Source organism: Ferroplasma sp. Type II (assembly GCF_000496155.1).
In genome coordinates this window covers 2022-6102 of record NZ_KI542685.1, presented here as the reverse complement: position 1 = coordinate 6102, position 4081 = coordinate 2022, and the positions used below count along the sequence as shown (strand labels likewise).

The 4081-nt window shown below is 40.5% G+C and carries 6 protein-coding genes, 1 tRNA gene and 1 pseudogene; 7 read left to right on the top strand and 1 reads right to left on the bottom strand.

Going from position 1 to position 4081, the window contains the following annotated elements:
* From AMDU4_RS01095 to AMDU4_RS01085, 3 genes and pseudogenes are all read left to right on the top strand, one after another.
* Positions 1–134 (top strand): annotated as a pseudogene (locus tag AMDU4_RS01095) (IS5/IS1182 family transposase); the annotation flags it as partial.
* A gap of 124 nt (positions 135–258) precedes the next feature.
* Positions 259–331 (top strand) — tRNA-Asp (locus AMDU4_RS01090).
* A gap of 477 nt (positions 332–808) precedes the next feature.
* Positions 809–952 (top strand): hypothetical protein, encoded by a 144-nt coding sequence (locus AMDU4_RS01085; RefSeq protein WP_021786153.1) that lies wholly within the window; start codon positions 809–811, stop codon positions 950–952.
* 4 nt (positions 953–956) lie between these two features.
* Here the strand turns inward: AMDU4_RS01085 and AMDU4_RS01080 are convergent, their stop codons facing one another.
* Positions 957–1124 (bottom strand): hypothetical protein, encoded by a 168-nt coding sequence (locus tag AMDU4_RS01080; protein WP_290703837.1) that lies wholly within the window; start codon positions 1122–1124, stop codon positions 957–959.
* A 107-nt stretch (positions 1125–1231) separates the two neighbouring features.
* On the opposite strand from AMDU4_RS01080, the gene AMDU4_RS01075 reads away from it, so the two are divergent.
* The 4 genes from AMDU4_RS01075 to AMDU4_RS01060 form a co-directional block, all read left to right on the top strand.
* A complete protein-coding gene (locus tag AMDU4_RS01075; RefSeq protein ID WP_009887433.1) occupies positions 1232–1384 on the top strand; it encodes a hypothetical protein in 153 nt (50 codons plus the stop codon).
* A 46-nt stretch (positions 1385–1430) separates the two neighbouring features.
* Positions 1431–1595: a hypothetical protein gene (locus tag AMDU4_RS01070; protein WP_021786151.1), complete on the top strand. Its 165-nt coding sequence runs from the start codon at positions 1431–1433 to the stop codon at positions 1593–1595.
* The gene (locus tag AMDU4_RS01065) at positions 1592–2566 is read left to right on the top strand and encodes a hypothetical protein (protein ID WP_290703834.1); all 975 of its coding nucleotides are present in this window, start codon (positions 1592–1594) and stop codon (positions 2564–2566) included. The genes AMDU4_RS01070 and AMDU4_RS01065 overlap by 4 nt, the downstream gene beginning before the upstream one ends.
* Position 2567: 1 nt before the next feature.
* On the top strand, positions 2568–4081 hold a 1514-nt coding region (locus AMDU4_RS01060), incomplete at its 3' end, for a hypothetical protein (protein WP_290703831.1).

Genomic DNA, 4081 nt, shown 5'->3' with positions numbered 1-4081 from the left:
CAGTAAAGAGGAAGTTTGGAGAGAACTGTGTAAGCAGGTCTACAGAAGGATTGAAAGCAGAGGGATACCAGAGGCTCTGGATATATGACTATATAAACCAGAGGGCAAAGATGGAGGTAAATCAGATGAATTAGAGGCTGAAAAGGAGAATAAAATCAGAGGAAGAGTGGAAAAAGAAGAAATCAGAATATTTGTTCAACAGAGCAAAAAAATAAAAAATGTTTAAATAAAACGATAGAATTACGGGAATACTAGGTTGCCCCGATAGTGTAGCGGCCTATCATACAGGCCTGTCGAGCCTGTGACACGGGTTCAAATCCCGTTCGGGGCGTCTTCGTTTGTAAACGAGTATATGTTTTAACATCGAATACGAACATTTAATTAAACTATTCTTTCATTAAGATATTAATAGAATTCTCAAGAAAATAAAAGTCAGCGGTGCTCTCTAAACATGTGATTCGCCCAAAAGTCCAACCGACAGGTCCCCATCTCCTCTTTCCGGCCAATTTCACCAGGCAGTAAGTTTTTCTCATTTTTGTGTGTCCGTCCAGGCAATTAGAGACTTTTTGTTTCATAGGTTATAGTAAATACGGACTAAGCATATATATAGTTTTCGATGATGTTCACTAATGAAAGATATATCGATATCAGCGAATGTGGAAACCGACGACCAGTAAAAGGCTAGGATAATGACCCAATTCGACAGGTTTAACTTTTCTGACTTTGTGCGTGCGAAGATCAGAGAAAGGTATAGCGAATTCATGACCCGTGCAGAGTACATTAAGTTTAAGAAGTGGGTGGGGAAATAATGAAAGAGAAGATTGATATAATACTGTTGAAGGAAAAAGCCCTAAAGTTTCCGGAATCTCTCACATCCCTTGATATTGACAGGCATAACATGAACATTCTTAAGAAAAATGTAAAAAAAATACAGCGACAGGGGGAAGAATAATGAATTATTCGTTATGTTTTCTGTCTTCAATGCGTTCCATTTCATTCCGTGCGGAAGAATTGACAAATTCTGAAACAGACCTGAAGCCTAATTCTGAATACTTTTCTATAAAATTCTTAATGTTAAAAAACAGTTCTTCTGGAATTTTCACATCTTTATACGTTTTCGCCATGAATGTCTCATATTATAAGAGTATAAAAAAGATATTAGACATATATGGCGAAATATTTATAATCAAAAAAGTATTTAGACATATATGTCTAACAAGAGGTGCAGAATATGAAAGTCTGGAAAGACATTAAAATTCCCGCGTCATTATTCGATGAGATCCAGAAATTTGTAGCAAAGAATGAGGCATATAATTCTGTCTCGGACTTTGCACGGATTGCATCCATGAAAGAGCTGGAAAAGTTGGAAGGCGATAAAAAATGAAATCACCGATATTAGCAGGTATCACAATAGAGCTGGGGGAGTCAAAATGACCCAAGTGTCCATTGTACAATTGAAGCACAAAGCCCTCAAACTCCCAGAACCTGTAAAATCGCTGATTCTGTCAGAACCCGACACTATGGATAGTAATGAGTTAATATCTAAGCTGGGAACATGGGACAAACTCATAGCAATGGGGGGCACTCAGAAATGAAAAATTTTACTGATAGTAATAAAGGCAGTTCCATTATTACTACTAAGAATAATGAGAACGAGGATAAAAACATGTCGCCCTCTGAAAGGATTGAAATAGCCAGAGAGACAATAAACTTTTTAACGGCTTATCCAAGAATAAGGGCCATACTTGTATCACCACATGATAAAACCCCATTTGAACACGCCTGGCAGAGTTCCCATAATTATCCGGTGTCATCCGAAAAGGTATATAACTATCTTCTAAAAGGAGGCAACTGGGGGTTGTTGCATCCGGCAGGCATGTCTATTGGAATTGACGAGGACAATGAAAAAATAAGAAATGCGGCACTATCTCTGGGGGACACTGCAAGATTTAATACTGGAACACCAGGGCATTTTTGTGATCTATTTTTAATCAAGGATGAACCGGTAGGCAATATTCCGTTAATAGATGGGGCTTATATAAGGGGGAAAGGTGGCCAGAATCTTGGGCCGGGTTCTATACACCCGAATGGCAACATATACGGAAGTATATATTTACATTTAGTCCCCCCTGTCGTTGTAACCAAATCTGAATTGTTAGAGGTATTCAAACCTTATATCAAAGGCAAAGAAAAGCTGTCAAAAAACGATTCAAAACCGGAATATAAACAGCCGTTAAACCCCTATTCCCTTACAATGAAAGACCTGATTAATGTTTCCGGTTTTAAGCAAAGTGGATCAAAATATCAGGGGCCACATCCAATACATGGAAGCGCAACTGGAAATAATTTTGTTGTTGATTTCGAGTTAAACGAATGGTATTGTTTCCGGCATGGCACAGGCGGAGGGCCTCTTCAGTGGATAGCCGTTTCCACGGGGGTTTTTGGATGCGAGGAATCGGTTCCTGGAAAGATAAAGGGAGATTTGTTTTGGCAAGTGATAGCTGCAGCCCATAACAGATACGCGTTAAGCTATGAAAAACTTGCAAAAGCCTTAGGGAGTGCATAAAATGGCAAGCAAAGATAACAAAGATACAGCAGAGGATGCCAAAAGGAAATTCAAAGAAGCTGAAATGAGGGAAAATCCTATTGCGAGGGCCTTAAAGCTTCTTGCGGGCACGGATACGGATCACGCTTCCGAGGAAAACGGAAAGGGCTTCAACAAAACCGACACGGAACTGGGGCATGCACTAGCCAAAAAAGAGACCTTGACCTATGAAGAATTGAAAACCGCGAAAACTATTCTAAGGAAATACAAGGCACAACTGGGTGCGAACCTCTATCTTGAGGTTATCAACTTCACTCCAAGCAACAAAAGTGATGCAGAAAAACAGGAAAACATGAGTGCCATTTATAAAACACGCTTTAATCTTGATGGCTTCCATTATGCCGAGTTTTCAGACAATGGGCAGTTCAGGTTTCTGAAGTATAGGGATGGTTCCTTCGAGGTTGTGGATAGTGTCGAGGTTCCGGATCCTGAAGTTCCTGAAAATAAGTACACTGTAATGCCGGCTCCGCAGATAGCTCAAACAAAGAAAGATAGAATACTTCAGGAAGAGGAAACGGAATCCGTCAAAGTTCCTGGGAAACCTCAAGAATACGATTCGGACTACGGACTCTTCAATGAGATAAGAGGATTCATTCACACTTACGTAGAACTAAGGCCGGATGACGAGATTGTTCTCTCACTATACACGATGAAAGCTGTCCTCTTTGATGCCCTCAAGGATTCCTCCTTCCCGTTCGTGCACATGATTGCCCCATACGGCAAAGGGAAATCTCGCCTGCTGACTGTCCTGTGTGAGTTAACCCCATACGGCTTTTATGCCATAGATATTAAGTCAGCGCCACTTAAGAGGGTTTCCGAACTCTACAAAGTAATATTGTTTGTTGATGAGAAGGGACAGATGGACCAGGAAACTTCGGCAATGATCAATGCGAAGTATAATCGCAATTCGATCGTGCTCAATGCAAGCACCGAGATACAGTCGGGGTTCAGCTCCATTATTGGTTACTCTATCTACGGCCCTATGTTACTTGCCGGGAGAGAGCCGTTCAAGGACGATGCGATAGAATCAAAAAGCTTGCAGATCAACATGGATTATGCATTGAACCGTGAGGATATTCCCAGAAAAATCAAAGGAAAGGTATATGATGGATACATAGCAAAGGCCCGGGAACTCAGAAGCAAGTTGCTGCAATTCCGTATAAACTGGCACGATAAAATAAATAATGTGCAGCCAAGTGAATTCCTTAAGAAATATGAAGACAAGACAGAGCCCCGGCTTTTCGAAGTTATATCATTTTTCGAAGATCTAATCGAGATAATTCCGGAAATAAAATCCGAAATCACGAAGGTTCTGGAAGACCAGATTATAAGAAATGTTGAGGTTGCCAGAGGGACTCCTAACGGCATTATAGCTGAAACAGTTCTCAGCAAGATCGATTCAGGCGAAGATCAGTGCGAATATACAATAAATGGGAAAGCACATACGGGGATATATCTTACCTCGATCTATGAGGA

Excerpts from the sequence above, each read along its gene's own strand:
- AMDU4_RS01070 (WP_021786151.1), top strand. The coding sequence starts at position 1,431 with ATGACCCAAGTGTCCATTGTACAATTGAAGCACAAAGCCCTCAAACTC.
- AMDU4_RS01075 (WP_009887433.1), top strand. The coding sequence starts at position 1,232 with ATGAAAGTCTGGAAAGACATTAAAATTCCCGCGTCATTATTCGATGAG.
- AMDU4_RS01085 (WP_021786153.1), top strand. The coding sequence starts at position 809 with ATGAAAGAGAAGATTGATATAATACTGTTGAAGGAAAAAGCCCTAAAG.
- AMDU4_RS01065 (WP_290703834.1), top strand. The coding sequence starts at position 1,592 with ATGAAAAATTTTACTGATAGTAATAAAGGCAGTTCCATTATTACTACT.
- AMDU4_RS01080 (WP_290703837.1), bottom strand. The coding sequence starts at position 1,124 with ATGGCGAAAACGTATAAAGATGTGAAAATTCCAGAAGAACTGTTTTTT.